Source organism: Rhizobium sp. FKY42 (assembly GCF_005222835.1).
GTDB lineage: Bacteria > Pseudomonadota > Alphaproteobacteria > Rhizobiales > Rhizobiaceae > Neorhizobium.
Genome location: NZ_STGA01000029.1, coordinates 258,925 through 283,735, shown reverse-complemented (window position 1 = coordinate 283,735; position 24,811 = coordinate 258,925). Strand labels below are relative to the sequence as shown.

Here is a 24,811-nt window from a genome sequence, read left to right as displayed (position 1 = left end):
CGCCTATTCGGCGGCAGCACGGCTTTCCTGCTGGAAGGTGCTGTTGGCCGGATCGTCATGCCCCTTGCGGCGGAACAGGCGGCCAAGCGCCTTGCCCAAGCGATCCATCTCGACAAAGATAACCGGCGTGATGAACAGCGTCAGCAATTGCGAGACGATGAGCCCTCCGACAACGGCGATGCCGAGCGGCTGGCGCAATTCCGAACTGGCACCCTCACCAAGCGCAATCGGCAGCGCGCCGAGAAGGGCGCAGAACGTCGTCATCATGATGGGGCGGAAGCGCCGCACGCAGGCCTCATGAATGGCGCGCGCCGGAGTTTCCCCCTTGTCCCGGATGAGTTCCACCGCGACGTCGATCATCATGATGGCGTTCTTCTTCACGACGCCGATCAGCATCAGAAGGCCGATGAGGGCGATCACGGACAGGTCGAAGTTCATCACCTTCAGTGCGATCAGTGCGCCGAAAGCAGCCGCTGGCAGACCGGACAGAATGGTCAGCGGGTGGATGAAGCTTTCGTAAAGCACGCCCAGCACCACATAGATGGTGAGAACCGCCGCGAGGATCAGCAGGCCGGTATTGCCCTGGCTCTGCTGGAAGATTGCCGCGGTGCCGCCATAAGACGTGAAGACATCGCTTGGCATGTTGATGCTGGACTTGATCTGGTCGATCCGCGCCGTTGCCTCCGAAAGCGCAACACCTTCCGGCAGGTTGAAGGAGATCGTCGTGGATACGAGCTGACCTGTCTGGTTGATGGTCACGGGTGCCGCGCGGCGCTCCACCGTTGCGAAGTTCGAAAGCGGAACCAGCGTTCCCGTCTGCTGGGACATGACGTTGATATTGCGCAGGAACTCGTCGTCGTAGGAACGGCTCTGGTCAAACTCGACGATCACGTCGTAGCTGTCGCCTGTTGACTGGATCTGTGCCGCGGCATAGCCGCCGAAGGCCATTTCCAATGTCTTGCGAAGCTGGTCGTTGGTGATGCCGTAGGCGGCTGCCTTGTCCGTGTCGATCTCGATGTTGGCGGCAATCGCACCATTCTGCGCATCGGTTGCAAGATCGGTGAACATGCGGTCCTGGCGCATCGCGGCCATCATCTTGCCAGACCATTCCGTGGTCGTGGCGGTATCGAGCGCCTGAACGACCAACTGGTACTGGCTTGCGGTCGAGCGTCCGCCGAAGCGCAAGCTCTGCTGCGGCGTGATGTAGGTTTTCAGGCCCGCCACTTTCGCAGTCGCTCCACGCAGTTCGTTGATGGTCTCCGTCAGTGCCCCGCGTTCTTCCTTCGGTTTCAACTCCACGAACATCGTGCCGTTGTTCAACGGACTACGCGCGCTGCCGCCGACGATGGAGGTGACATGCAGGACCGCAGGGTTCTTGCGAATGATGTCCGCCACCTGCTGCTGCAGGTCTTGCATCGCCTCATAGGAAATATCCTCACGGGCGCGGGTAGAGACCGAAAGCCTGCCGATATCTTCCTGCGGAAAGAAGCTGGAAGGAAGCGTCTTGAACAGATAGCCGGAGGCCGCAACGCTGCCGATGAAGAGCAGCAGGATGAGCCCGCGATGCCGCAGGCACCAGGACACGGAGCGATCGTAACCGCGCAGAGTCCAGTCAAACCCGGCATTGAACCAGCGGATGATGAAGGGCGGCTTGCCGGAATGATTGGAGAGGCGCGAGCCCAGCATCGGCGTCACCGTCAGCGAAACGATGGCCGAGGCCATGATGGCCATGGTAACGACCATGCCGAACTCGTTGAACAGCCGTCCCACGACGCCGCCCATCAGCAGAATGGGGATGAAAACGGCCACAAGAGAAATGGACATGGAGATAATGGTATAGCTCACCTCCGCCGCACCCTTCAGCGCGGCCTCCCGCATGGACATTCCTTCTTCCGATAGTCGTAGAATGTTCTCCAGCATGACGATGGCATCGTCCACCACCAACCCGACCGAAAGAGTCAGGCCAAGAAGCGAGATATTGTCGATGCTATAGCCAAGAACATACATGCCCCCGAAGGTCGCGATCAGCGAGAGGGGAACGGCAAGACCCGGAATGAGCGTCGCGGTCAGGTGACCGGTAAAGAGGTAGATGACAAGAATGACGAGCGCAATCGTGAGAAACAGCGTGAACTGAACGTCGGAAATCGCATCCTTGATGGAGGTCGAGGCGTCATTCATGACGTTCAAATGCACGGATGGCGGCAATTGCGCCTTGAGCGCGGGAAGTTTCGCCTTGATCTCGTTTACGACGTCAACGGTATTGGCATCCGGCTGGCGTTGTACCGCGAGAATGATTGCCTGCTTGCCGTCATACCAGCTGCCGCCTTTCAGGTTTTCCACGCTGTCCTGCACCGTTGCCACGTCGCCCAGGTGGATGGGGGCACCACCCTTGTTGGCGATGACGAGTGTGCGGAATTCCTCCGCATTCGTGCGCTGCGTCTTGGCATCGATGGTGAGCTGCTGGTTGCGGCTCTGAAGCGTCCCGACCGGTGTTTGGTTGTTGGCATTGGCGATGGCGCTGGTGACCGTATCGACACCCAGGTTTCGCGCCTGGAGCTTGGAGGGATCAAGCTCGACGCGCACCGCATAGGTTTGCGATCCATAGACGCTGACCTGCGCCACGCCCGACAGCGTGGACAGCATGGGCGAAATCACGTTCTGGGCGATCTCGTCCACCTTGGAGCGCGGCATCTCATCGGAATTGATGGTAATCAGCAGGATTGGCGCATCGGCCGGGTTGGTTTTGCGATAGCTGGGCGGGGTCGTCATATTGGACGGTAGCTGCCGAGTGGCGTTGGAAATCGCCGCCTGAACGTCTGCCGCCGCAGCATCGATGTTTCTGTTCAGATCGAACTGAAGGACGATGGATGTATTGCCGAGCGAGTTCGATGCGCTGATTTCGCTGATGCCGGGGATCGTTTCGAACTGCTTGATGAGCGGTGTTGCGACCGAGGTCGCCATGCTTTCGGGCGAGGCACCGGAAAGGGCGGCGGAAACGTTGATGGTGGGAAAATCCACCTTCGGCAGGGCCGCCACGGGCAATTGCTTGTAACCGGCAAGACCTGCGAGAACCACGCCGATGGCCAGCAATGTCGTGGCGACGGGGCGTCGAATACAAAAGGCCGGGATCATGGCTTGGCTCCCTCGATCAGCGCCGCCTGTTCCGTTCGTGCGGGCTTTGCGGCCGTCTGGCTGCCGGAGAACTGCTCGACAATCGTCTGGCCATCGGCCAGCTGCACCTGACCCTCGACGACGATATGCTGACCCTCGGTGAGGCCGGACGCAATCGCGGCCTGATCGCCATTCGTGCGAGCAAGCACGATCTTCGTCGCATGCACCTTCGACTTGTCATCCACCGTATAGACGAACGGCCCATCGGCACCCTGGCGCACGGCCACCGTCGGTACGATCAGCCTCTTGGTGTCGGTCACGAAGTGCACCGTCACATTCAGGCTTTCGCCAGGCCATAGAAGGGCACTGTCGTTCTTGAATTCCGCCTTGGCGAGAACCGTTCCCGAGGCCTGATCAACATTGTTGTCGAAGAAGGAAAGCACACCCTGATCGGCAACGCCACCGGTTGCGGAAGTATCCGCATCGACCTTCGCACCGGATTTCAGTCCGGCATGAAGCTGCGGCAGATAGCGCTGGGCCATGCGGAAATTCACATAGATGGGATCGTAACGGGTTATGGTCACCACACTTGCGCCTGCGCTGAGATAGGCGCCGGGGCTGATGGCGATGTTGCCCAGACGGCCGTCGTAGGGCGCCTTGAGTTCGAGATTGCCAAGCGCGATCTGATCCGAGGACAGAGTGGCCTTGTCGGCTTCCACTTTGGCTGCGGCAGAATCACGCGTCGCCTTGGCCTGCTCGTAACTCTGTTCCGATTGCACATTCTGCTTCAGCAGGTTCTGTGTTCTGGCGAATGCGGCATCGGCCTGCGCCAAAGCCGCCTGATCGCTGGCGAGATTTGCCTGATCCTTGGCAACCAGCGCACGGGCCGTGCGATCATCCTGACGTGCGATCACGTCGCCTTTTTTGACCTCTTGGCCGTCCTTCACCAAAATCTCTACGATCGGGCCGGACTGAAGTGCTGCGATCGTGGTCGTATCGGCCGCTTCCGCAAAGCCCGTCGCCACCACATCCATGGGCAGGGTGCCGGAGGTCACGGCAATTGTCTTGACGGCGGACGGGCCGCCGTTGCCGCGACGGTTCTGACCCTGACCCTGACCCTGACCCTGACCACGCCCTTCGCCATTTGCCTGCGCGGTCTCGCCAGAACCCGGCTTCTGGCCGCCTTGCCTGCGGCTTCCATCGGTTACTGCCGGTTCAGGCGTATCCGATTTCAACCCGGCAGCCAGCGCCAGTTGATGCCAGGTCGGTGGCCTGATCTGCTCGGGGAGTTGATCCCTGTAATAGACTGCACCCGCAGCCAGGATAGCAAGGACTGCAACGGTCGAGAAAAACGTCTTCATGGGCTTGTCCGCGCTGGGAAAAAGACAGGGAAGCACTGTTCTGCACAAGCAGAGACAGGTCGATGCCATGAACAAAACGCTTCATGCGCGCAAAAAGCATCTTAAACTTATGTAATGTGGGTTTTTCTATTTCGCGCTGAAGAAAGGGACGCCTTCCCGCGATACGGGCGGGAAGGCGTGTGCCGATCAGATTGACTTCGCAGCGCCGCCATCAACACGGATCGCGCTGCCTGTCACATAGGCGGCTGGGCCTGAGCACAGGAAGGCGCCGACCGCGCCGAATTCCTCGACGGTGCCGAGACGCTTTGCCGGAATGGAGGCGATCGAGGCACTGCGAACCTCTTCGAGCGACTTGCCCTGGCGCTTGGCATTGGCACCATCCAGCTCGTCGATACGGTCCGTATGAATGCGACCCGGCAGGATCATGTTCGCCGTAATTCCGTGCGCCGCAACCTCTGTTGCAAGGGTCTTGTTCCAGCCGACGAGCGCGCCACGCAAGGTATTGGAAAGTGCCAGATTCGGAATTGGCTCGATGACGCCGGACGAGGCAACGGTCAGAATGCGGCCCCAGCCTTGCTCCTTCATGTTGGGCAACAGTGCATTCGTCAGAGTAATGACGCGCAGGACCATGGTCTGGAAAAAGCTGTGCAGCTTTTCCGGCGTCATGTCTTCCGTCGTGCCCGGTGTTGGGCCGCCGGTGTTGTTGACCAGGATATCGACGCCGCCGAACTTCTCCTCGACAGCTTTGACAAGTGCCGTGACCGCATCGTCTTCGGCAAGATCGGACCAGACCCAGTCGGCCTTGCCTTTGCCCAGAGCGTTGATTCTTGCGCAGTTCTCCGCCAGACGTTCTCCGCTGCGGCCACACAGGAGAACATTTGCACCCTCCTGAGCCAGCGCGGTGGCGATGCCAAGTCCAAGGCCTCGTGATGAGGCCAACACCAGTGCGCGTTTGCCGGTAATGCCGAAATCCATGATCAATTTCCTTGCTGCATGCTTAGGGTGAGGACGTTATCGCCGGACGGTCCGATGGTGAAGGGTTGTGAATGATCTTTTCATCGAATGTTGCTGATAAAGTTGCCCCCTCAACCAGACGGCCTATAACTAGACTCATGTCATCCCCGCTGAAATTCGAAACACAGGAAGAAGCCCTGGTCTTCTTCGATTCCCTGGACCCGATCACGCCGTCCGAACTTATCGGCCTGTGGAAGGGGTCCAGCCTGCCGACCGGTCATCCGCTGGACGGAGCGCTGGAGAGCCTTGGCTGGTACGGAAAGCGCTTCCATGCCGACCGCAGGGCAGATGCGCTTTTATTTAGTGTGGGAAGCCGAAGGCTCGTGCCGCTAGGGTGAGGACCCAATCATGTTATTGAAATGGCACGATGAACGGCAAGAATATGCGAGGAGAGGCTCGATGTATGGGTCCCATACCCATTCGAGAGCCTCGACAAAGCAGATTGAAGCCGTTCGCGTGTCCTTCGGATGTGGCCGATCCGGTGATCTACGTTGTTGAAAAGCCTCGCCGATGCATAAGCATCGCCTCCGTTTTTCGCCTCGTATCTCATCCGGATCGCCTCACACCATTTCAACAAGATGATTGGGTCCTCACCCTAGACCCGAAGCATCTGCCGCTGCGTCTGGTTCTCCGCTTCAGTCGTCTTGCGCATCGGCAGTGGTTCCGGAACCTGTTCGGCTATGCGATGAAAGGAATGTGGGCGCGCGGACCTGTCGCCGCTGTCAAATCCGCCGAATTCCGCAATGCCTCAAGTGCCGCCATGTTCTATGAAAATCAACCGATCACCGATCATTTCCGCCGGATCGATACCGATCGCCTGATGGGATTGATGAGTGTCGCTGGACAGAACGATCACTACGCCTTTCTTCTCGAAAGGGCCGAGGAAATCGCAGGGACACAGATTCGGCCTCGCTCCCCCTCGCAAATCCGCGAATATTGACGTGAACGTAAACGTTATTTATCTTTGCTCCCAGATCTAGGAGGGGCCGACCGCTCATACCCCCATGTCATATGTTCGCTCGACAAGGGGCTCATGTTTTGACAAGGAAGTGGTGAGATGGGAACCGGCCGAGCGGAGTGAGAGAATGAGCGATATGGAGCTTCCTGAGCGCGAAAGCATGGAATTCGACGTGGTGATCGTCGGGGCAGGGCCGGCCGGCCTGTCGGCGGCAATCCGGTTGAAGCAGCTGAACCCCGAACTTTCGGTCGTCGTGCTGGAAAAGGGCGCGGAAGTTGGCGCACATATCCTGTCCGGCGCTGTCGTGGATCCGATCGGGATCGACCGGCTTCTGCCGGACTGGCGCGAGGATGCAAGCCATCCGTTCAAGACGCCGGTTACGGATGACCAGTTCCTGTTTCTCGGGCCGGCAGGTTCCATCCGGCTGCCGAACGCCTTCATGCCGCCGCTGATGAACAATCACGGCAACTACATCGTGTCACTTGGTCTCGTCTGTCGTTGGCTCGCCGAAAAGGCGGAAGCGCTTGGCATCGATATCTATCCGGGTTTTGCGGCGACGGAAGTTCTCTACAATGAACAGGGCGCGGTGATCGGCGTCGCAACCGGCGATATGGGTATCGAGAAAAATGGCGAACCCGGCCCGAACTTCACCCGTGGTATGGCGCTTCTCGGCAAATATGTGCTGATCGGCGAAGGCGTTCGCGGCTCGCTCGCCAAGCAACTGATTTCGAAGTTCAAGCTCGATGAGGGTCGCGAGCCGCAGAAATACGGCATTGGCTTCAAGGAGCTTTGGGAGGTCAAGCCGGAACACCACAAGGCGGGTCTGGTTCAGCACTCCTTCGGCTGGCCGCTCGACATGAAGACCGGCGGCGGTTCTTTCCTCTATCACCTGCATGACAATCTCGTGGCTGTCGGCTTCGTCGTGCACCTCAACTACAAGAACCCCTACCTCTTCCCCTTCGAGGAGTTCCAGCGCTTCAAGACGCATCCCGCCATCCGCGACACGTTCGAAGGTGCCAAGCGCATTTCCTATGGTGCCCGTGCGATCACAGAGGGCGGATATCAGTCGGTGCCGAAGCTTTCCTTCCCCGGCGGTGCGCTGATCGGCTGCTCTGCCGGTTTCGTCAACGTTCCGCGCATCAAGGGCAGCCACAACGCCGTTCTCTCCGGCATGCTGGCAGCGGAAAAGATTGCTGAAGCCATTGCTGCAGGCCGCGCCAATGACGAGCCTGCCGAGATCGAAAACGAATGGCGCTCGACCGCCATCGGCAAGGATCTAAAGCGGGTGCGCAACGTGAAGCCGCTATGGTCTAAGTTCGGCACGGCGCTTGGCGTCGCGCTCGGCGGCATCGACATGTGGATCAACCAGATTTTCGGTACGTCACCCTTCACCATGAAGCATGGCAAGACCGATGCCGCTTCGCTGGAGCCCGCAGCCCAGCACAAGAAGATTGATTACCCGCGGCCAGATGGCGTGCTGACGTTCGATCGCCTGTCATCGGTCTTCCTCTCCAACACCAACCATGAAGAGGACCAGCCGGTTCATCTGAAGGTGAAGGACATTGACTTGCAGAAGCGTTCCGAGCTTGGGGTTTATGGCGGACCGTCCGCACGCTACTGTCCTGCAGGCGTCTACGAGTGGGTGGAGAAGGATGGTGAACAGGTCTATGTGATCAACGCGCAGAACTGCGTGCACTGCAAGACCTGCGATATCAAGGACCCGAACCAGAACATCAACTGGGTGCCGCCGCAGGGCGGTGAGGGGCCGGTCTATCCGAGCATGTAAAGGCTGCGGAACCGCACGTCAGCGATTTCGTTGAGCGAACAGCCAGTGAGCAGGGAAAGCGGTCGAGACGCATCGCTTTCCTCTTTCGGCTAAGGGGTAACCACGCTAAGACTGACGCAATTGTGTTGGAAAAGTGCACTGGCAAGACCATGAACGCACCCGTCAAGCGGAAACCGAAGTCCTTCTGGTCGAGAGCCTGGAGTCGAATCCGCCAGAGCAAGATGAAGATTTTCATCCCGATCATCGTGATCGCGGGTGGGTTGGTATTGCTATTCCCCAACAAGCATAACGGATTTGGCGGTGGCCGCTGCCGCACGGATGCAGGCCCGGAAGTCAACTGGGCTGACTGCAAGAAGCGAATGCTGATGCTGAAGGACAGCAATTTCGAAAAGGCGAAGATGGCGGAGGCGGATCTCAGCAATTCCGATTTCAGCCGCAGCAAGCTGGTTGGTGCCGATCTCACCAAGGCAGCCATCATTCGCACATCCTTCGTCAAAGCAGATCTGAGCAGCGCCTCGCTTCAGAAGGTCGAGGGCTATCGCAGCGACTTCGGAAGCGTAATGGCGACCCAGACCAAATTCACCATGGCCGAGATGCAGCGCGCCAATTTTACAGAAGCGACGCTTTTGGGAGCGGATTTCACCAAGGCGGAACTTGGACGGGCAGTCTTCAAGGGTGCGGAACTGGGCGATACACATTTTGCCATGGCAAATCTTGCACGAGCCTCGTTCAAAAATGCTTCCATGAAGGGGCCGGTCGATTTCGCCAATGCGTTCCTGTTTCTCACGCGTTTCGAGGGCGTAGACCTCAGCCAGGCGACGGGTCTCAAGCAGGATCAAATCGCTCTGTCGTGCGGGAACAGCAAGACGAAGTTGCCCCAAGGTCTGACCATTCCAGTTGAATGGCCTTGCGAAGAAGATTGATCCGGGTGCTATTCAGGTTGTTTTCCCTGATGGTACCGAGAATTATCAATCGGCATTGATGATCGCTCTTGTGGGCAACCCTTCGCTTGATTGACTCAATTACACTTTACCAGTGAAACAGCGACAGTCTCTGCTGGTCAAAGCTTGGGTTCATGTCGCTCGATCGTTTTCTCGCCTTCGTTTCCTCGGCCTGCGTCGGTCTCGTGCTGCTTCTAGGCGGTTGGCTGATGATTGCCGACCAGCAGGCACTTCTGACCGACGCCCGCCAACGTGAAATCGATCAGACCTCGGTGGTTTTTTCGACCACGATGGATCAGGCCGCCATTCTTTCCGCAACGCATTCAGAGCTTCTGGCCGCTGATCCTTCAATCCGTGCGCATCTGGCCGCGGGTTCTCGCAGCGAGCTTCAGGCCTATGCCAAGCCAATGTTCGAGCGGCTTGCACGGCTGGCGGGCGTCAGCGTGGTGCATTTCCATGATGCGTCGATGAAGTCTTTCTTGCGCGTGTGGGAACCGCAGAATTTCGGGCAGGATCTTTCCACCTTCCGTCCCATGGTGGTGGCTGCCAATCACGATCGGCAGACGCAGAAGGGGCTGGAGCTTGGGGTGCGGGGCTTGAGCCTGCGCGCGGTGTCGCCGGTCTTCGACACAAGTGGAAGCAACTTCATCGGAACGGTGGAGGTTGGCGTCGATCTGCAGGCGCTTGCCGATCTCGCCAAGGCTGCCAGCGGCAGTGATTTCGCTCTCGTGCTTGATCGTCGCTATCTGAAAGATGTGGGCAGTGCTGCCGTGTCCGCCAATGGTCTTGTTCTTGATGCCGCCACCGACAAGAGCCTGTTTGAAGGCATTCTCGGCGCGGGCAAGGTTCAGCTTTCCCGCAGCGAGCTTCTTTTCTTCCATCGACTGGGGGACCGGGATCTGACCGTTCAGGGTCGCCCGCTGATCGACTATAGCGGCAACATGATCGGAACGATCCTCACTGTCAGTGATTTCGGATCGCTGGAAAGCTACTACAACCGTTCACTGGTCACGATCGGGTCGGTCTTTCTGGCCGGTCTCCTGATCGTGACAGCGATCTTCATGAGCACAGTGCGCGCAGCCGTGATCAGGCCCCTGAAGGATCTGGCGGTCCGGGTGAAGGCTTCGCCTGATGATGCCGCCACATCGCAGTCGACCAGCGGACTGAAGGAGTTCCGCGATCTGCAAAAAGCCGTCTCCGATGCCATGTCCACCAGACGGGACCGGGCCGGGGAGCCTTGAACCATGTGCAATGTGTTCCTTCGGCTTGTCGTTGCGTATCTCGTCATCCTGCTCGGATCGTTCGGTGCTTCTGCGCAGGAGGGGACTGGACGTCAGCCTTTTCCGCAAGGCGTACAGCGCCCCTTGCAGATCCATCTGGTTGTCCGTGTTCTTGATATTCTCAAGATCGATGAGACCACCGGCGATGCGCAACTGGTCGTGGAAGTTCAGCAGCGCTGGAAAGATCCTGCACTTCAGTTCAATGCCATTCAGTTCGGTCGCGACCGGCAGGATTTCACCGGCGCTGAAGCCACTGCGAAGCTCGCCACGATCTGGAACCCGGCTGTCGAGATCGAGAATCGCAGCGGAGACGAAACGCTCCAGCTCGAAGCTCTGTCGATCCGCAGCAATGGCGAGGTGACGTCGATGCGCAGGCTTGAGGGGAGCTTCCGTTTTGCCCGCGACCTATCGGCTTTTCCCTTCGATCAGCAGCATGTGAGGCTAGCCTTCGTCTCCCAGTACTATCCGGCTGATGATGTGGTCTTCGTGCAGGACTTTCAGGATCGCCAGCTCTCCGAACTACCGCCCCAGCTATCGGCCTCGGACTGGAGCGCGAAAAACCTGTCCTTCACGACGGCCCAGTTTTATGGGTGGAGTGCAAGGCCCTTTGCGAAGCTGACGGCAGAGGTTGCCATCGATCGCAAATGGCCACGCTATTTCCTGCGCATCTTTATCCCGTTCATCGCCGTCCTGTCTGTATCCTTGTTCATCCTGTGGCAGCCGAAAGGATTGATCGGCGACAAAACGGGCGTCACCTATTCGGCGCTTCTGGCGCTGGCAGCGTTGAGCTTCACCTTCGAGGCAAGCTTCCCCGGCAGCATGTCAGTCACGTCGCCGATCGCATTCATGATCTCGATCGGATATTTCTATCTGATCCTGGCGCTTTTGATCGATCTGTTCATGGAAAGTGAGCGCTTTCCGGGACGCTCGGCCTATCCCTTCCTGTCCAGCGAGGTTCGCCGTGTGGTCAGGTATGTCATGCCGCTGATGTTCACCATCATCTGCATCTGCGTCACGCTGCGTTCGCTTGCCTGAGCCTGAATTAGTGCTTCATTAACCATAATGTCCGTAACTTGCGACTCATCTCAAGATGACCGCAATAAGGACACATTCATGTCGATCTCGCGCCGCGGACTGCTGATCGGGCTTCCGCTTCTCCTTGCCGGATGCGCCTCCACCTCCGGAACCCAGCAGGCAGATTACTCGGCCCGGCCGAACGAATTGCATCCCCTAAAGGAAGTGCCGCTCGACAAGATCAAGCCGGAACTGCGCCGGACCGAAGTGGCCTATGTAACGGAACACAAGCCGGGAACGATCGTGGTGGATACGCCCGCGCGTCGTCTCTACTACGTGCTGGATAACGGTCGCGCCATGCGCTACGGCGTCGGTGTGGGCCGGGCGGGTCTGGCGCTGGCCGGTAATGCCTATGTTGGTCGCAAGGCCGAATGGCCGACCTGGACGCCGACCGCCAACATGCAGCGCAGAGAAGCCCGTTACAAGAAGCTTGCCGGTGGAATGCCGGGTGGCCCCAATAATCCGCTTGGCGCACGCGCAATGTATCTCTACCGCGGCGGTGGCGACACCCACTTCCGTATCCATGGTACAAATCAGCCTGAATCGATCGGTCATGCCATGTCGAGTGGCTGCATCCGCATGATGAACCACGACGTCGTGGATCTCTATTCCCGTGTGAAAGTCGGCGACAAGGTTGTCGTCATTCAGGAAGCCCGCGCCTGATTTTCGCAAGCCGGAAGAACAAGGCGGCGCCGGGAAACCAGCTGCCGCCTTTGCTCCTGATCAGCTTTTTTTGCGCTCCAGAGCGACAGACACGGTAAAGACCGCAAGGCCCAACAGCGAAAGTGCTGCGCCAACGTAACCGGTGGAACCGTAGCCATAGCCCCAGGCGATCGTGAGGCCACCCAGCCACGCCCCAAGCGCACTGGCAATGTTGAAAGCCGCATGACTGGACGCCGCAGCAAGTGTTTGCGCGTCCGCGGCAACGTCCATCAGGCCAGTGACGAAGCGCAGAGCGGTAAACGTGGCGAAGTCCGGAGCCACGGCGCTCAGAATATTGCCGATTGCGAATATCGACATCAGCATCAGCAAAAGGCTGCCACGGCTGACACGAGCTGCCAGTGCTGCGATGATTGGCGCGCCGATTACCACGCCCAGTGCATAGGAAGTGATGACATAGCCCGCCTGAGGAATGCTGACTCCGTAGGTAGCAGCAACATCCGGCAGCAGGCCCATGATGGCAAATTCGCCGGTTCCGATGCCGAACCCACCGACCGCCAGTGCGATCTCGATGAGCAAGATTGTTATGGGAGAAAGGGCGGGAGAAAGGGAAAGAGCGGTTCGGTCGCGCAGGACTGACGGCTCGTTAGCCCGATCTGCGGCAAGGGTATCGGTCATGAAATTCGCTGTCTGACGGGAGTAGAAACTTTGAAGGCGATGTCTTTGATATCGCTTAATAAGGCTAACATAACATATTGCACTGCGAAAAGATTTAATTTGGGAAATCGCAAACGGATTGTCCGGCAATGTACTGGTCGGGCTTGTCGCATCCATAAAAGGCAACCATTTAACTCTGGCGCCGTTGTGGTGCGGATTTGAGATGGAACGCGGGCTTCAATGAAACTCATTGCGATCTTCAACCGTGACGGCGGTACCTTCAAGACGACCGACATGGACGCCTATTGCGACCATGCCTCGCGCATCTTCGCAGAGGAGGGGCATGACATCGAATGCCGCGTCGTGGCCGGAGATGATGTCGTTCACGCCATGGAAGAAGTCGCGGAAAGTGGCGTCGACGGATTGATTGCCGGTGGCGGCGACGGAACGATTTCAGCGGCGGCTGGTATCGCCTGGAAAAGCGGTCTCGTGCTGGGCATTGTGCCCGCAGGTACCATGAACCTCTTCGCGCGCACTCTCAAACTGCCTCTCGATATATGGCAGGTTATCGATGTTCTGGCGCGAGGCGAGGTGGAGGACGTGGATATTGCCAGCGCCAATGGCCACAGCTTTGTGCACCAGTTTTCCGCCGGTCTGCATGCCCGTATGGTGCGATATCGCAATCAGATGAGCTATGCCTCGCGCCTGGGAAAGATGCGAGCCAATGCCCGAGCGGCTTTGGGCGTGATGTTCAATCCACCTGTTTTCGAGGTGGAGTTCAACGCCGAAGGTCGTCGCGGTCTGCGGAAGGTCTCCGCCATTTCGGTGTCCAACAACGAGTTCGGGCAGGATGCGCTTCTCTATGCCGACAGTGTCACGGGCGGCCATCTCGGTTTCTATATTGCGGATGCTTTGACGCCTGCGGGCGTTGCCAAGCTGACGATCGATATTCTTCGCGGCAAGCTGAAGGAAAATGAAGCCGTAACTGCGATGACGGCCACCGAGTTGGAGCTTCACTTTCCCAGGCGGCGGCATGACGTCCGCTGCGTGATCGACGGTGAACTGCTGCCCATGGCGAGAGATGTAAAACTGCGCATTCACGCCGGAGAGCTGAAAGTGCTGGTCCGCCAGCCGCAGCAGCCCGCACTACAGGTGCAGGGCCAGGATGGCATGGTCAGTCAGTAGCTTTCCGTTCAGATGCGGGCGAGATAGGTCTGGTAGTCGAAATCGGATACGGTGCGCAGATAGGTGATTGCCTCCTTGCGTTTGGTATCCGCATACAAGCGCTGATAGCGCTCGCCGAACGTATCGCGAATGAAGCCAGACTGCGCAAAATCCTCGACTGCGGTCAGAAAATCATGGGTCAGTCTTCGGCCGCTCGTGGCTTGCTGGCCAGCCTCGGTTGCCGGACCCGGATCCAGCGTCGAATCGAGCCCTCTCAGAATGCCCCCGAGAATCGTTGTCAGAAGCAGGTAGGGGTTGGCGTCTGCACCCGCCACCCGATGCTCGATACGTGCGCCCGGACCATCGGTTTCCGGAATGCGGATTGCCGTTCCGCGATGACCCACGCCCCAATCGATATCCACGGGAGCAAAGGAACCCGGCTGGAACCGACGGTAGGAATTGGCAAAGGGTGCAAAAATGAGCTGCGCATCGCGCATCGTATCCAGCATTCCGGCGCAGACCGATTTCAGGGCGGTCGGTTCTCCACCTGCTGCATCCAGCACGTTGCGCCCTGACCCATCAATAACGCTGGCGTGCACATGCAGGCCGGAACCGGCATGTTCGCCATAGGGTTTGGCCATGCAGGTGGAGCGAAGGCCGTGCTTGCGTGCCGCCATCTGCGCAAGGCGCTTGAGGTAGATGCAGTCGTCGGCCGCCGCCAGAGCATCCGGTCGATGGTTCAGGTTGATCTCGAACTGGCCGGGGCCGAATTCAGCCGTGGTTGCATCCGCTGGCAGGCCCTGCAGATCCGCCCATTCGCGCAACGTATCCAGATAGTCTTGCAGCGCATCCACTGCGCTCATGTCGTAAAGCTGAAACCCGTTCGGTTCCCCCCGATAGGTCAGAGATTTCGGCGGGCGCGGCTTGCCGCTCTCACGCCAATCATCCTCGATCACGTAGAATTCAAGCTCGGTTGCGACAACCGGCGTCAGTCCCCGCTCTGCGAACCGGGCAAGCATTGAGGACAGGATCGCCCTCGGATCCATGAAGCTCGGCTCGCCCGTCAGTTCATGCATGGTGGAGAGAACCTGCGCGGACCCTTGCGGCGCCCAGGGCATGGGTGCAAGGCTCCTGGGATCGGGTATGCAGCAGCCGTCGGGATCGCCGAGCGTCAGCGAGAGGCCCGTGATATCGTCGTTGTCGTCTCCCCAGATGTCCAGCGATTGCGTGGATGTCGGCAGGCGCACCTTGCCATCCCAGACCTTGTTCTGTGCGCTGAGCGGAATCTGCTTGCCGCGAAGATCGCCGTTCATGCCGACGAGCAAGATTTCGATTCTCGGTTCCTGGGTCTCGACCGGCATCCGCGCCTCGCTGCTTTTTGTCATCATCAATGGCTGCCAGTCCGGGTGGACCTTGCTTGCCAAGCCTGCTGCTGTTGGTCCATGTTCGTAGCGGATCGAACAGGGGCTTACAACGTGGCGGCCTCCGTTCACTCGCCAACATCGTAAACAAGTCAGACGGGGGAAGTCTTTGGACCCGGTTCGTAATTCCCAGAACATGAGCGCAATCGATCTGGCGCATCACATCCATCCTTTTTGTGACATGAAGGACATGGCGCGTCATGGCACGCAGATCATGGCGAGAGGCAAAGGTGTCTGGATCTTTGATTCGCAGGGCAATCCCTACATGGATGCCTTCGCCGGTCTCTGGTGCGTGAACATCGGCTACGGGCGCAAGGAAATCGGTGAAGCCGTCATGCGGCAGATGAACGAGCTGCCCTATTACAATACCTTCTTTGGTACATCGACCCAGCCCGCAACCCTTCTTGCCCAAAAGGTGACGAGCTATACGCAAGGCCTGATGAGCCATGTCTTTTTCACATCGTCAGGGTCCGAGGCGACAGATACCTGGTTCCGGCTGGCCCGGATCTACTGGAAGGTGTTGGGCCAACCGTCCAAAAAGCAGGTCATCGCGCGGCGCAACGCCTATCACGGGTCTACCGTGGCAGGCGCATCACTCGGCGGGATGAAGCACATGCACGAGCAGGGTGATCTGCCGATCGAGGGCATTCACCACATCGGCCAACCCTATTGGTACGCAGACGGCGGTGATCTGACGCCAGCCGAATTCGGGCTCAAGATGGCCCGCGAGCTGGAGGCCAAGATCGATGAACTGGGCGAGGAGAATGTAGCGGCCTTTGTAGGCGAGCCCATCCAGGGCGCAGGCGGGGTCATCATCCCGCCGGATACCTACTGGCCCGAGATCGAGCGTATTTGCCGGGCACGAAACATTCTGCTGATTGCGGATGAAGTCGTCTGCGGCTTTGGCCGCCTCGGCAGTTGGTTCGGCCATCAGCATTTCGGCTTCAAACCCGATATGGCATCGATCGCCAAGGGGCTTTCATCCGGCTACCTGCCAATCGGCGGCGTGTTGATCAGCGAGAAAGTCGCCGCTGTGCTGGCTGAGGCCGGTGACATCAATCACGGCTACACCTATTCCGGCCATCCGGTTTGCGCCACGGCAGCGCTGGAAAATCTTCGGATCGTGGAAGAGGAGGGGCTGGTGGAGCGGGTACGCGACGATATCGGTCCCTATCTCGCTCAGGCCCTGAAGACCCTTGAGGATCATGAGGTGGTCGGCCAGGTCGAGTCGGTCGGTTTGCTGGGCGCGGTCCAACTGGCCAAGGACAAGTCCACCCGCCAGCGATTCAAGGATCCCGATCGCGCCGGGCGTGTGGTGCGTGGCTTCTGCTACGATCACCAGCTCATCATGCGGGCAACGGCAGACCGAATGCTGATTTCGCCCGCCCTGATCATCAGCCGCGAGGAGGTTGACGGGCTGGTTCAATACATCCGCCATGGCCTCGACCATTTACGAGCGCAGAATCTCGATTGAAAGCTGTTCAGCGCTGGGGCAGGGAGGCCTGCTCCAGCCAGACATAGCCGAACCGCATGGTATCGCCGTCCTGCGCGAAGTTGTACGGAATATCGACATAGGTGATCTTCAGCGATGCGGGCGACACATCGTTCGCCTTGAGGAAATCCGTCAATTCGTCCGAGAGACCTTCGCGCCCATCCCGAAGCGGCCAGACCACGAGGCCCGGACCGCGTCGCACGGCATCGGCAAATGCGATAGGCTGAAGCTGCGGCATCAGCACCGGAACGCTGGTGAACTCCAGCCGTGCATTGCCAGCCATCATGAGATCGTCGGTTACAATGAAAGCGGGCCGCTCATTGCGCTCGCCAACGACCCGTTCCAGCATGGGCTGGTAAGGCGTGTGCTCCTTGCTGTAGCGGCCGATATAGGGCGCGATGATATTGGCGACTGCGAAATATAAGACGCTGACTGTCACGATGGCCATGACCGGAATGCCCATGCGGGCCACGCTGTAGCGGGTGTCGATTCTGGCCGCGGCAATCTTCAAGGTCAGGTAAAGAGGAATCAGCATCTGGAAGGGAGAAAGCCATTTCTGACGGATGCTGGAAGCGCCGAAACCGAGGCCGATCAGCGCGACCAGCACAAGACAGACGACGATCATCCATCCGATAACCCGGCTCCAGCGATCGCTGGCTCTTAAGATCGCTCCCAGATCCCTGTAGAAGATCAAGGCAAAAATCGCGATGACCGGCAAGGTGCCCTTCAGGGTCGATAGCAGGATAGAAATGAGGCCGCGGATGCTGTCACGCGCCAGGTCGCCGGAAGCACCCTCGCGCATGGCTTCCACTGTGCCGGTGGTTGCTACATCCAGGTTCATCAGCGCCCAGATGAGATGCGGTAGGGCAATGGCTGCCGCAACCAGCATGGCAGGAATCAGGCGCCAGTCCAACAATCGCTTGCGAAAATCCGGTTCCGGCAGGACGGCGATGATGGCGGCAATCGGGATGATGACGAAATTGTATTTCGTGAGAAAGCCGAGCCCGACCGTCAATCCGAGCAGGATGTACGAGCCGAGACTTGGCCTGTCGAGCGTCTTCAGGAATGCAAGAAGGAACAGCGATACGAAACAGAGTGTCGCAATGGCATGGGTCAGATCCCGCTGCGCCAGAACGCTTATGGAGGGAACCATCAGCAAACCCAGCATGGCAATGAGCGGCAGCTTTCTGTCTTCCATGACCTGACGCGCCGCAAGGCCATAGAAGATGCAACAGAGAAACAGCAGGCTGTTCTTCAGCGCCGAAAGCGTCGCCACCGACAGGCCGAACATGGCGTTCATGCCGATCTGTAGCCAGTCATACAGCGGCGGTTGCCGTCCATAGCCAAGGAGCAGCATCTGCGACAGAAATGCCTGTTCCGCTTCGTCATTCTGCAGACTATCGGAACGCAGAACCCGCATGATGACGCAGAGAATGAAGTAGGCGAGGACTGCCCACACAATGACGCCCGGCTGGCGGACGAGAAGATTACGGGTTCTGCTGATCACGGCTGTAGACTTCCCTGACCACATAACTCAGGCTGCTGTCATCCTTGAAGTAAACGCGCGCCAGCATTTCCGCGAGAATGCCGGTCGTGATCATCTGAACCGAGGACAGGAACAGCATGATCCCGACAAGAAAGAGCGGCCGTGTGCCGATGTCATTGCCAAGAATGAACTTGTCGATGAACAGGTAAAACAGAATGAGCGCCGAGAGCGCGCCGATCCCAAGGCCGAGTGAGCCGAAGAAGTGGCCCGGCCGCGCCTTGAACTTCATGAAGAACAGGACCGATAGAAGATCGAGAATGACCCGGAACGTGCGCGAAATGCCGTATTTCGAAACGCCGTGCTGCCGCGCATGGTGCGTGACTGGCATTTCTCCGATACGGGAACTCGGCACAACGTTGGCGACCCACGCCGGGATGAAGCGGTGCATTTCACCCATCAGCCGAACCTGCTTGATAACTGATCCACGATAGATCTTCAGGCTGCAGCCGTAATCATGCAGACGAACGCCGGTAATGCGGCCGATCAGGCGATTGGCGATCCAGGAAGGAATCTTGCGCAGGACAAGGCCATCCTGTCGGTTCTTGCGCCAGCCGACCAGCAGGTCCAGTTCGCGACGCTCCAGTTCGGCCACCATGGCGGGGATGTCTTTCGGGTCGTTCTGCAGATCGCCATCGAGCGTCGCGATCAGCCGCCCGCGCGCTTCGGTGATTCCCGCCTGCATGGCGGCAGTCTGGCCGAAATTTCGCTGCATGGCGACGATCCGAAGTTCCAGTCCCTCGCGCCCGATGGCGGAACGGGCGGCGGTCAAGGTGGCATCCGTGCTGCCGTCATCGACGAGGATCAGTTCCCAGCGTCCGGCAAAGCCAGCCATCGCCTCCTGAACGCGCGCAATCAGCGGACCGACGCTTTCCTCTTCGTTGAAGACAGGCACGACGAGCGAAAGTTCTAGCCCGCCTGTGTCCACCGCATCCGCGCCGATCAATTCCACAGTTGTACGCACCTGGTCTTTCTCCTAAACCTCGGGGGCTTGCCTTGATGGCTATCGACCCGGCCGGATGATATCGCGTGACGATATCTCGTCCGGGAATTGCCGAAGTGGATCTATTGCTTATGGACGCGTCCTCTATATGAAGAACGAAAGGCTTGCCAGCCAAAAGCCATGGATACTCCGCCATGCGACCACACTTGTGACACTTGGCGCGGTGGTGTGTTATGTCGGCTTCATCCAGTGGGTCTGGGGCTGGGCGCAAATCGTAGGGCTTTGGAGAACGGCCGGGCTGGGTATAGCAAGTACCGCGCTCCTGCTTTTGCTGATGACCTATGTGCTGCGCACCTGGCGGATCTACGATTATTTCCCGAGGGAAACGGAAGGCAGCTTTCGCCGTCTTTTTCGTGTCGTTCAGGTTCATAATCTCCTGAACGTCATGCTGCCGTTCCGCAGCGGTGAATTGAGCTTTCCGTTGCTGATGAAGCAGGAGTTCGGCGTCTCCATCACGCGGGCAAGCGCTGCGCTGCTTGTGATGCGGCTTCTCGATCTGCATGCGCTGTTTGCTGCAGCGGGGTTCGGTCTGGCCTTGGAACACCGGAATGTCTGGCTCTGGCTTGTCTGGGGGCTGTTTGCGGTCAGTCCTGCGATCGCCTTCGCCCTTAAGGATCATCTGCTGAGGCAGGCGCGAAAGATCTCTCACCCCAAACTTCAGTACATGATGGCGGAACTTGAGCAAGGGCTTCCCGCTGACCTGCCAGCATTCATCCGTGCTTGGGGTGTGACCCTCATCAACTGGTTCGTGAAGATCGCTGTCATGGCCTGGGTTCTGGTTCTGCTGGCGAACATCGGCCTTGCCGCAGGCTTCGGCGGCGGGCTGGGGGGAGAGCTTTCCTCGGTACTTCCCTTGCATGCGCCGGGCGGCATCGGAACCTATCCGGCAGGAATAACAGCCGGAGCCCTTGCGTTCGGTGCAGGACGTTCGGAAAGCGCATTGGCTGAGCTGGGGCAGGCCGCCATCAATGCGCATCTGCTGATCATTCTCAGCTCTGTCATCGGAGCAGGAATGTCTACGCTGGTTGCGGGGCGTTCAAAAACACCCCGCTAGAGCATCGGGCGAAAAAGTGGAATCCGGTTTTTCGCTCAACCGATGCGTCAACAAAGAATTTAGAGCGGCGGGCCGTTTCCGATTGGTCGCCCGACGCTGTAATCTGGCGGATTACTGGAAGGCCGTCTCATAGAAGCTGCGCAGCTTGCGCGAATGCAGCGTCTCCGTCGGCATGGCGGCGAGCTTCTGCACAGCGCGAATGCCGATCTTGAGATGCTGGCGAACCTGCGTCCTGTAAAATTCAGTCGCCATTCCCGGCAGCTTCAACTCGCCATGCAAAGGCTTGTCGGAAACGCACAGCAGCGTGCCATAGGGAACGCGGAAGCGGAAACCGTTGGCGGCAATGGTGGCCGATTCCATGTCCAGCGCAATCGCACGTGCCTGCGACAACCGCTTGACCGGCCCCGCCTGATCACGAAGCTCCCAGTTACGGTTGTCGATGGTGGCAACCGTGCCTGTTCGCATGATGCGCTTCAGCTCGAACCCTTCCAGGCCCGTGATTTCCTCGACGGCATCTTCCAGCGCCTGTTGAACTTCTGCAAGCGCCGGGATCGGCACCCAGACCGGCAGGTCATCGTCCAGCACATGGTCTTCGCGCATGTAAGCATGTGCAAGAACATAATCGCCGAGCCTTTGACTGTTGCGAAGCCCGGCGCAGTGACCAACCATCAGCCAGGCGTGCGGGCGCAGAACAGCGATATGGTCGGTTATCGTCTTCGCATTGGACGGGCCAACACCAATATTCACCAGCGTGATCCCGGCATGACCCTTCTTCTTGAGATGGTAGGCCGGCATCTGGGGAAGGCGTACAGGCGCTTCGTTTGTGCGACTTCCGGCAGGGGTGATGATGTTGCCGGGTTCGACAAAGGCGGTATAGCCTTCGCCGCCATTCGCCATCAATTCACGCGCCCAGGCCGCAAACTCGTCGATGTAGAACTGGTAGTTGGTGAAGAGCACGAAGTTCTGGAAATGATCCGCGCTTGTCGCCGTGTAGTGGCTGAGGCGGGCCAGCGAGTAATCGATGCGCTGTGCCGTAAACGGCGCAAGCGGCGCGGGCTCACCCGGAACCTGATCATATTCGCCGTTCGCAATCAGATCGTCCGTGTTGTTGAGATCCGGCGTATCGAAGATATCGCGAAGCGGCATGTCCGATACCGTCGCAGAGGCGGATGCCTCGATATGCGCGCCTTCTCCGAAGGCAAAATGCAGCGGAATCGGTGTCTGCGATTCCGAAACGGTAATCGGAACGTTGTGATTGCGCATCAGAAGGCCAAGCTGTTCCTTCAGATAATGACGGAAAAGCTTCGGCCTCGTGACGGTGGTCGTGTAATGACCCGGCGCCGTGACATGGCCGTAGGACAGGCGCGAATCGATATGCCCGAAGCTGGTCGTTTCGATGCTCACCTGTGGATAGCAGGCGCGATAGCGACCTTCGATCGGTTGGCCCTTTGCCAAATTTCCGAATGCCTCGATCAGGAACCCGGTATTGCGCTCGTAAAGCTCGGTCAACGCATCCACCGCAGCGGCAGAATCGCTGAAGACCTTGGGCTCATAAGCCGGTGGATTGATGAAGGTGGGGGCAGATTGGGAAAAGATTCGTTTTGTCATGAGCCATTATAGTGTGGACTTGTTGACAAGCCAATTACGGTCGGGAAGCAGATTGCGGAGTTTTGAATTCAGAGGAGGGCGCCGCATTCTCCGCCGATGGTCCGGCAGGGAAAAGTGGAAGCGTCTGACACGGCATTCGCCTTTCGTGTCTGGTTCACAAGTGCCGACATCGAAATCGCAAATACCACCATCGTCAGCGTTATGATTGTCATCCTGCGCGCCAGCTTTGTCATGTCTGTCCACCCCTCATGCCTTATCCCTTTATCAAAGATGACGAGACTTGCCTGAACCTGCTCTGAGGCAACCGTTCATCCGCAATTCAAGAGTCTTAATGAAGAACGAGAAACAAAAAATCCGCCGGAGCGACCGGCGGACTTCAGACCGAAATAGTGCACGAGCTGGATTAGAGGCGCGTCCAGGTCTGGGATTTGCAGAACACCGACATGACGCAGCCCTTCATTTTCAAAGAGTTTCCGCTGACCGCGCCCGACCCGCTATAGGTCTTGTCGGCTTCCGGATCAGTAATCTCACCACTGTAATTGCCGCCGGTGCCGCTCATCTTGCCGATCTGCTTGCCCGCATGTTTGCCGGTCTTCAGCGTTACACAGAAAGCAGAGCCACACTTGCCAATGGCTGCCGTCTCGCCGCTGGCAGTCTTCCAGTTGCCCTCGATCGGCTCTGCGGCCCAGGCAATCCCTGAGAACGCCAGCATTGCCCCTGCGATCATTCCAGTCATGCGAATCATATGTGACGCTCCTCCGCCAAAGTGAAACCCATCCTCCCCGAACGCAGTTCCTCCTCCGCATTCCAGGGTAATGCAGCGAGATTAGCTTACGCACACGTAAAGGTAAATAGGCGCTAGCTCGTCAGGCCCGATCCTGACATCAGAGTTTGCATGCGAAATCATGGTCAAGAAAGGGTGAAAACGCCATGGTTGCCGTAAACCTAACGAAACGCGGAATCCACTGGTGTGCAAGGGATGTGATGTTTAACAAAAACTGAGGTTTACCAACTGTTTGGACTTTGTTTGTTTCAAATTAATCATGCATTTTAGGCGAATTTTGAAGCCCCTGCCGCATAGTGAACTCATGAAGACGAGCAGAAAATCTGCCGGTCGGAGGTGATGAGAACCCAGAGAGGTTCCGCGCATTCGATGCCCGCAAGGGCTCTCGAAAACAGGGCAAGAATAACCGGTTCAACAGGGATTAAACCAATGGCACGCTTTGACATTCAGGAATGCGAAATGACGGCGATGGGTGGCGAGGCCCGCGCTGAACTCTTCTGTGACATGGGCCTGATGTATGCCACCGGACGCGGTTGCCCGGTAGATCTGGTTGCGGCTCACAAGTGGCTCAACATCGCCGCCATCAAGGGATCAGATCGCGCCGCGGAATTGCGGGCCGATCTTTCTCACATGATGACCAAGATGCAGCTTGCGGAAGCCCTTCGCGCAGCGCGCGACTGGATGACCACGCACTGATCCATCGCTCTTCTATCCCTGAACCGGCAGATCGGCGAAGAGGCTGAAGAGCTTTGTACTCTTCAGCCGATCGTCTTCAAGACCTGCGGTAGGGCCTCCGCCAGCAGTGCCATGTCTTGCGGCAGACCTGTGCTAATGCGGATGCACCGGTTGAGCGGCGCGACGCCCGGCATGCGAATGAACACACCGTGCTCCATCAGGCCGTCCACGATGGCCCGCGCATAGGCGCCATCGCGCCCGCAATCGATTGCGACGAAATTAGTCGCTGACACGAGGGGCAGAAGCCCGTTCGCTCTGGCGATGTCGGAAATCGCGTCACGGGAGGCAGAGATTTTCTGCAGGACATCCGCGAGATAGGCCTGATCCTTCAGGGCCGCCAGCGCGCCAGCCACGCTGATCCGCGCCATTCCGAAATGATTGCGAATCTTGTCGAAAGCCTGCGCGTTTTCAGGCGTCGTGATAACATATCCAACCCGCGCTCCGGCAAGTCCATAGGCTTTTGAAAGCGTGCGCGTGCGCATCACATTGGGCCGGTCGATCAAACGCGAGAGTGCCGGGGTCGTGCCGTCCGGCGCTGTTTCGCAATAGGCCTCGTCGAGGATCAGCAGACAGGTTTCCGGCAGCGCTTCGGCAAATTCCACCACGGCATCGGCATTCCACCAGCTTCCCATGGGATTGTCCGGATTGGCGAAATAGACCAGCGGCGCATTTTCGCGCTTCACAAGCTCAAGCAGACCGGCAGGATCTTCCCGATCCTGCACGTAAGGTGTGGTCACAAGTCGCCCGCCATAGCCAGCGACATGAAAATTGAAGGTGGGATAGGCGCCAAGCGATGTCACCACTGGCATGCCCGGTTCTATGATCATTCGCACGATATGGCCGAGAAGGGCATCGATGCCTTCGCCCACCGCGATGTTGGCCGGGTAGCAGCCGAGATGCTCTGCCAAGGCATGCTTGAGTTCGAAGTTCTCCGGATCGGAATAGCGCCAGGTGTCAGAGGCAGCTTCCGCCATGGCGGCCACGACGGACGGTGCCGGACCGAAACCGCTTTCGTTGGCACCAATTCTGGCCCTCACAGCCAGGCCACGATTGCGTTCAATTGCTTCTGGTCCCACAAACGGAACAGTCGCGGGCAGTGAGGAAAGAAGATGTGTGAAGCGCGCAAAGCTTGGCATGATGTTCCCGGCTCAAAGGGCAATGAGGG

Annotated in this window: 22 protein-coding genes; 11 read left to right on the top strand and 11 right to left on the bottom strand. The window is 58.4% G+C overall.

All coding sequences use genetic code 11. From position 1 onward, the window contains the following. Positions 1-3: 3 nt before the first annotated feature. From E8M78_RS12180 to E8M78_RS12170, 3 genes are all read right to left on the bottom strand, one after another. Positions 4-3,132 carry an efflux RND transporter permease subunit gene (locus E8M78_RS12180; protein ID WP_137135291.1) on the bottom strand — a complete coding sequence of 1,043 codons (3,129 nt, stop codon included), beginning with the start codon at positions 3,130-3,132 and terminating at the stop codon, positions 4-6. Then, a complete protein-coding gene (locus E8M78_RS12175; RefSeq protein ID WP_137135290.1) occupies positions 3,129-4,472 on the bottom strand; it encodes an efflux RND transporter periplasmic adaptor subunit in 1,344 nt (447 codons plus the stop codon). Before E8M78_RS12175 ends, E8M78_RS12180 begins: the two co-directional genes overlap by 4 nt. A gap of 186 nt (positions 4,473-4,658) precedes the next feature. Beyond that, positions 4,659-5,447: an SDR family oxidoreductase gene (locus E8M78_RS12170; RefSeq protein ID WP_137135289.1), complete on the bottom strand. Its 789-nt coding sequence runs from the start codon at positions 5,445-5,447 to the stop codon at positions 4,659-4,661. 137 nt (positions 5,448-5,584) lie between these two features. Here E8M78_RS12170 and E8M78_RS12165 point away from each other — a divergent pair, with 137 nt between their 5' ends. The 7 genes from E8M78_RS12165 (at position 5,585) to E8M78_RS12135 (ending at position 12,188) form a co-directional block, all read left to right on the top strand. Further along, positions 5,585-5,824: a GXWXG domain-containing protein gene (locus E8M78_RS12165; RefSeq protein ID WP_137135288.1), complete on the top strand. Its 240-nt coding sequence runs from the start codon at positions 5,585-5,587 to the stop codon at positions 5,822-5,824. A 143-nt stretch (positions 5,825-5,967) separates the two neighbouring features. Further along, positions 5,968-6,426, top strand: a complete 459-nt coding sequence (locus E8M78_RS12160; RefSeq protein ID WP_170973407.1) for a DUF4334 domain-containing protein — start codon at positions 5,968-5,970, stop codon at positions 6,424-6,426. 145 nt (positions 6,427-6,571) lie between these two features. Beyond that, complete coding sequence (locus tag E8M78_RS12155) at positions 6,572-8,230, top strand: electron transfer flavoprotein-ubiquinone oxidoreductase (protein WP_137135286.1); 1,659 nt, start codon at positions 6,572-6,574, stop codon at positions 8,228-8,230. A 221-nt stretch (positions 8,231-8,451) separates the two neighbouring features. Next, positions 8,452-9,153: a pentapeptide repeat-containing protein gene (locus E8M78_RS12150; protein ID WP_170973406.1), complete on the top strand. Its 702-nt coding sequence runs from the start codon at positions 8,452-8,454 to the stop codon at positions 9,151-9,153. A 152-nt stretch (positions 9,154-9,305) separates the two neighbouring features. Next, positions 9,306-10,412 carry a cache domain-containing protein gene (locus tag E8M78_RS12145; protein ID WP_137135284.1) on the top strand — a complete coding sequence of 369 codons (1,107 nt, stop codon included), beginning with the start codon at positions 9,306-9,308 and terminating at the stop codon, positions 10,410-10,412. Positions 10,413-10,415: 3 nt separating this feature from the next. Beyond that, on the top strand, positions 10,416-11,486 hold the full coding sequence (locus tag E8M78_RS12140) for a neurotransmitter-gated ion-channel ligand-binding protein (RefSeq protein WP_137135283.1): 1,071 nt from the start codon (positions 10,416-10,418) through the stop codon (positions 11,484-11,486). A gap of 78 nt (positions 11,487-11,564) precedes the next feature. Further along, entirely contained in the window at positions 11,565-12,188 is a 624-nt protein-coding gene (locus E8M78_RS12135) for a L,D-transpeptidase (protein WP_137135282.1), read from the top strand. Positions 12,189-12,248: 60 nt separating this feature from the next. Here the strand turns inward: E8M78_RS12135 and E8M78_RS12130 are convergent, their stop codons facing one another. Beyond that, entirely contained in the window at positions 12,249-12,863 is a 615-nt protein-coding gene (locus E8M78_RS12130) for an MFS transporter (protein WP_137135281.1), read from the bottom strand. A gap of 219 nt (positions 12,864-13,082) precedes the next feature. Between E8M78_RS12130 and E8M78_RS12125 the strand changes: the two genes are divergently transcribed. Then, complete coding sequence (locus E8M78_RS12125) at positions 13,083-14,027, top strand: diacylglycerol kinase family protein (protein ID WP_137135280.1); 945 nt, start codon at positions 13,083-13,085, stop codon at positions 14,025-14,027. 8 nt (positions 14,028-14,035) lie between these two features. Here the strand turns inward: E8M78_RS12125 and E8M78_RS12120 are convergent, their stop codons facing one another. Continuing rightward, on the bottom strand, positions 14,036-15,391 hold the full coding sequence (locus tag E8M78_RS12120) for a glutamine synthetase family protein (RefSeq protein WP_246658331.1): 1,356 nt from the start codon (positions 15,389-15,391) through the stop codon (positions 14,036-14,038). Between the two features lie 145 nt (positions 15,392-15,536). Here E8M78_RS12120 and E8M78_RS12115 point away from each other — a divergent pair, with 145 nt between their 5' ends. Further along, positions 15,537-16,901 carry an aspartate aminotransferase family protein gene (locus tag E8M78_RS12115; RefSeq protein WP_281405062.1) on the top strand — a complete coding sequence of 455 codons (1,365 nt, stop codon included), beginning with the start codon at positions 15,537-15,539 and terminating at the stop codon, positions 16,899-16,901. 7 nt (positions 16,902-16,908) lie between these two features. Here E8M78_RS12115 and E8M78_RS12110 read toward each other — a convergent pair whose 3' ends face one another. Both E8M78_RS12110 and E8M78_RS12105 read right to left on the bottom strand, forming a co-directional pair. Further along, entirely contained in the window at positions 16,909-18,426 is a 1,518-nt protein-coding gene (locus E8M78_RS12110; protein WP_170973405.1) for a glycosyltransferase family 39 protein, read from the bottom strand. Beyond that, a complete protein-coding gene (locus E8M78_RS12105; RefSeq protein ID WP_137135278.1) occupies positions 18,407-19,426 on the bottom strand; it encodes a glycosyltransferase family 2 protein in 1,020 nt (339 codons plus the stop codon). The genes E8M78_RS12110 and E8M78_RS12105 overlap by 20 nt, the downstream gene beginning before the upstream one ends. A gap of 127 nt (positions 19,427-19,553) precedes the next feature. Here E8M78_RS12105 and E8M78_RS12100 point away from each other — a divergent pair, with 127 nt between their 5' ends. Further along, positions 19,554-20,519: a lysylphosphatidylglycerol synthase transmembrane domain-containing protein gene (locus tag E8M78_RS12100; RefSeq protein WP_137135277.1), complete on the top strand. Its 966-nt coding sequence runs from the start codon at positions 19,554-19,556 to the stop codon at positions 20,517-20,519. A gap of 111 nt (positions 20,520-20,630) precedes the next feature. On the opposite strand, the gene amn is transcribed toward E8M78_RS12100, so the two are convergent. The 3 genes from amn to E8M78_RS12090 form a co-directional block, all read right to left on the bottom strand. Next, positions 20,631-22,127: an AMP nucleosidase gene (amn, locus tag E8M78_RS12095; RefSeq protein WP_137135276.1), complete on the bottom strand. Its 1,497-nt coding sequence runs from the start codon at positions 22,125-22,127 to the stop codon at positions 20,631-20,633. A 68-nt stretch (positions 22,128-22,195) separates the two neighbouring features. Further along, entirely contained in the window at positions 22,196-22,360 is a 165-nt protein-coding gene (locus E8M78_RS23290; protein WP_170973404.1) for a hypothetical protein, read from the bottom strand. A 170-nt stretch (positions 22,361-22,530) separates the two neighbouring features. Beyond that, on the bottom strand, positions 22,531-22,872 hold the full coding sequence (locus E8M78_RS12090; RefSeq protein WP_137135275.1) for a DUF2147 domain-containing protein: 342 nt from the start codon (positions 22,870-22,872) through the stop codon (positions 22,531-22,533). 468 nt (positions 22,873-23,340) lie between these two features. On the opposite strand from E8M78_RS12090, the gene E8M78_RS12085 reads away from it, so the two are divergent. Next, positions 23,341-23,607: a sel1 repeat family protein gene (locus E8M78_RS12085; RefSeq protein WP_062552785.1), complete on the top strand. Its 267-nt coding sequence runs from the start codon at positions 23,341-23,343 to the stop codon at positions 23,605-23,607. Between the two features lie 62 nt (positions 23,608-23,669). Here the strand turns inward: E8M78_RS12085 and E8M78_RS12080 are convergent, their stop codons facing one another. Beyond that, a complete protein-coding gene (locus tag E8M78_RS12080; protein ID WP_137135274.1) occupies positions 23,670-24,782 on the bottom strand; it encodes a pyridoxal phosphate-dependent aminotransferase in 1,113 nt (370 codons plus the stop codon). Positions 24,783-24,811: the final 29 nt, after the last annotated feature.